This is a genomic window from Sulfurihydrogenibium sp., from assembly GCF_027448985.1.
Classification (GTDB): Bacteria; Aquificota; Aquificia; order Aquificales; family Hydrogenothermaceae; genus Sulfurihydrogenibium.
In genome coordinates this window covers 1-3179 of sequence record NZ_DAIDMN010000113.1, presented here as the reverse complement: position 1 = coordinate 3179, position 3179 = coordinate 1, and the positions used below count along the sequence as shown (strand labels likewise).

The window sequence follows — 3179 nt, the reverse complement described above, 5'->3', positions numbered from 1 at the left end:
TTTGCCATTTTTGGCATCATATCTGGAGTAGCTATTACTACATCAAAATCTATCCAGTTCTCATTAGCAATTTTGTTTATTAAATCTTCACCACCAACATAATCAGCTCCTGCTTCTTGAGCTTCTTTTAGTTTTTCTCCTTGAGCTATAACTAAAACTTTTAATTCTCTACCTAACCCATGAGGTAAAACTACCGAACCTCTAACCATTTGATCTGCATACTTCGGATCAACACCTAATCTTACGATGAACTCAACAGTTTCATCGAATTTTCTTTGAAGAACCTTTGAGACTTCTTTTAATTTTGCAATAGCTTCATCTAAGGTATACGCTTTTTCTTTATCAATAAGTTTTAAAGCTTCCAAATATTTTTTTCCTCTTTTTGCCATGACTATTACCCCTTGTATCCTTCAATTTCTATTCCCATACTACGAGCTGTTCCTGCAATGGTTCTCATCGCCATTTCTATATCTTCTGTGTTAAGGTCTTTTAGTTTCATCTCTGCTATTTCTCTTAACTGAGCCACTGTAATTTTACCTACTTTGTTTCTCTTTGGATCGCCAGAACCAGTTTTAATTCCAGCTGCTTCTTTTAAAAGGTACGATGCTGGTGGAGTTTTGAGAATAAATGTGAAAGACCTATCTGAGTAGATTGTAATTACTACAGGGATAATTGTCCCTGGTTTCATGTTCGCTGTTGCAGCGTTGAAACTTTTTACAAACTCCATAATGTTTACACCATGTTGACCTAAAGCAGGTCCAACAGGTGGCGATGGTGCTGCTTGCTGAGCCGGGATCATCAGCTCAACTGTTGCTGTGATTTTTTTTGCCATTTTTAACTACACCTCCTTGAATTCTTGCCTGTCATAAAGTGTACCAGATTGAACCGACAGGCTATATTTTCTCCACTTGGGAGAATTCAAGTTCAACCGGTGTTGCTCTACCAAAAATTGTTATTAAAGCTATTAGTTTTTCTTTATCAGGAAATACTTCGTCTACAACTCCAGTAAAGTTCATAAAAGGACCTTCTATTACTCTAATAGTATCGCCTTTTGCAAACAATAATTTTCTTACCTTAGGTGCTCCTTTTTGAATTTGGGAGATTACTTTGTTAACATCTTTTTCATCAAGAGGTACTGGTACACCACCAGCACTAACAAATCCTATCAAATAAGGTGTTTTCTTTACCAAATCTATCAAATCATCTGTTAACTTTGCTTTTATAAGAATATAACCTGGAAATATTTTATTTTCTAAAACAATTCTAGCTTCAGTTTTATTCTCTTTACAAGTAATTTTTTGTCCTGGTTTAAAAATAGGACTGTGAGCTACACAATCTTCATCACCTTCCACACTTTCTAAAACCCTAACTGTTCCATCTTCTATCAAAAATTTTGTAGTACCTTTTTTCCCTTCAACTGGAATCTCTCTATTTTGACCTTTTAAAGATAATCTATATTTTTCCTTTCCTTGAGACTTAATTACAACCTTTTCTTCAGCTGGAACGATTATTTCTTCCACTAAATTTTCTAAACCGTTAAGTTGAAGGTTCTTTATAAAGTTTTCTCTTGCTTTTATCTCTAAATTTGATTGTGTATACAAAGCATACCATTTTTTTTCATCTGTACCAGTTTCTTGAGTTTCTATATCGTTTTTTTGTGTCAAGTTTTCTTCAGACATCCACACTCTACCTCTCTAATATAAAGGTGATAACTTTTGCAAAAATTAAATCTAAACTCCATAAATAAACAGCTACTATTAAAGTAAAAACTATCACTGCAGCTGTCGCTGTCTTTACAAGGTTTGAAGAAGGCCATGTTACTTTTTTCAATTCCTCGTAAACTTCTTTTAAAAAGTTTATGTACTTTTTCATCTTTTCTCCAAGGCGGGGCAGGAAGGACTCGAACCCTCAACCTGCGGATTTGGAGTCCGCTGCTCTGCCAATTGAGCTACTACCCCGCAGATGTGCATCTTACTTTATTTCTCTATGTAAGGTATGTTTTTTACAAAATTTACAATACTTTTTTAGTTCCAATCTATCTGGATGTTTTCTTTTATTTTTAGTAGTTGTATAATTTTTTCTTTTGCATTCAGTACAAGCAAGGGTTATTATTTCTCTCATCTTACATCCTCACGTTAATCTAAAATTTTAGTAACTACACCAGCACCTACAGTTCTACCACCTTCTCTAATAGCAAATCTCATCTGCTCTTCCATAGCAACAGGTACCATCAACTCTACTTCTAACTCAACATTATCTCCAGGCATTACCATCTCTTGACCTTCAGGTAATCCTACAACAGTTCCTGTTATATCAGCGGTTCTTATATAAAACTGAGGTCTGTATCCTAAGAAAAATGGAGTATGTCTTCCACCTTCCTCTTTACTTAACACGTACACCTGAGCTTTAAATCTTTTATGAGGTGTGATAGTACCAGGTTTTGCTAACACCTGACCTCTTTCAACCTCATCTTTAGTGATACCTCTTAAAAGAACACCAACGTTATCACCAGCTATAGCTTCATCAAGCTGCTTTCTAAACATCTCAATACCAGTAACAACAGTTTTCTTTTTCTCTTCAGACAATCCTACAATTTCAACCTCATCACCAACTTTTAAAGTACCCCTTTCAACTCTACCAGTAACAACAGTACCTCTACCAGTGATAGTAAATACGTCTTCAACTGCCATCAAGAAAGGTTTATCAGTTTCTCTAGGAGGAGTAGGAATGTATTCATCCATAGCCTTTAAAAGCTCTTCAACGGAAGCGAACCATTTAGGGTCATCATTTAAAGCACCAAGAGCAGAACCTCTAATAACAGGAACTTCATCACCAGGGAAATCGTATTTAGAAAGAAGCTCTCTTACTTCCATTTCAACTAGGTCAATCAACTCTTCATCATCAACCATATCACACTTATTTAAGAATACAACGATGTAAGGAACGTTAACCTGACGAGCCAAGAGGACGTGTTCACGAGTTTGAGGCATAGGACCATCAGCAGCTGAGACAACTAAGATAGCACCATCCATCTGAGCTGCACCAGTAATCATGTTTTTAATGTAGTCAGCGTGACCAGGGCAGTCAACGTGAGCGTAGTGTCTTTTTTCAATTCCTCGTAAACTTCTTTTAAAAAGTTTATGTACTTTTTCATCTTTTCTCCAAGGCGGGGCAGGAAG

Annotated in this window: 5 protein-coding genes, 1 tRNA gene and 1 pseudogene; all 7 read right to left on the bottom strand. The window is 36.0% G+C overall.

Annotated elements, in window-relative coordinates:
* Nucleotides 1-389 (bottom strand): annotated as a pseudogene (locus tag NE054_RS07590) (50S ribosomal protein L1); the annotation flags it as partial.
* Nucleotides 390-394: 5 nt separating this feature from the next.
* Nucleotides 395-832 carry a 50S ribosomal protein L11 gene (rplK, locus tag NE054_RS07585; RefSeq protein ID WP_297890300.1) on the bottom strand — a complete coding sequence of 146 codons (438 nt, stop codon included), beginning with the start codon at nt 830-832 and terminating at the stop codon, nt 395-397.
* A gap of 61 nt (nt 833-893) precedes the next feature.
* Nucleotides 894-1679 carry a transcription termination/antitermination protein NusG gene (nusG, locus tag NE054_RS07580; protein WP_297890299.1) on the bottom strand — a complete coding sequence of 262 codons (786 nt, stop codon included), beginning with the start codon at nt 1677-1679 and terminating at the stop codon, nt 894-896.
* A 7-nt stretch (nt 1680-1686) separates the two neighbouring features.
* Nucleotides 1687-1872 (bottom strand): preprotein translocase subunit SecE, encoded by a 186-nt coding sequence (secE, locus tag NE054_RS07575; RefSeq protein WP_297890298.1) that lies wholly within the window; start codon nt 1870-1872, stop codon nt 1687-1689.
* 13 nt (nt 1873-1885) lie between these two features.
* Nucleotides 1886-1958, bottom strand: a tRNA-Trp gene (locus NE054_RS07570).
* A 13-nt stretch (nt 1959-1971) separates the two neighbouring features.
* Nucleotides 1972-2121 carry a 50S ribosomal protein L33 gene (gene rpmG / locus NE054_RS07565; RefSeq protein WP_012674056.1) on the bottom strand — a complete coding sequence of 50 codons (150 nt, stop codon included), beginning with the start codon at nt 2119-2121 and terminating at the stop codon, nt 1972-1974.
* A gap of 14 nt (nt 2122-2135) precedes the next feature.
* Nucleotides 2136-3179 (bottom strand): elongation factor Tu (gene tuf / locus NE054_RS07560; RefSeq protein ID WP_297890297.1); only part of this gene is annotated, 1044 nt, incomplete at its 5' end.

Coding starts and splice junctions, on each gene's coding strand:
- rplK (WP_297890300.1), bottom strand. CDS start 832: ATGGCAAAAAAAATCACAGCAACAGTTGAGCTGATGATCCCGGCTCAG.
- nusG (WP_297890299.1), bottom strand. CDS start 1,679: ATGTCTGAAGAAAACTTGACACAAAAAAACGATATAGAAACTCAAGAA.
- secE (WP_297890298.1), bottom strand. CDS start 1,872: ATGAAAAAGTACATAAACTTTTTAAAAGAAGTTTACGAGGAATTGAAA.
- rpmG (WP_012674056.1), bottom strand. CDS start 2,121: ATGAGAGAAATAATAACCCTTGCTTGTACTGAATGCAAAAGAAAAAAT.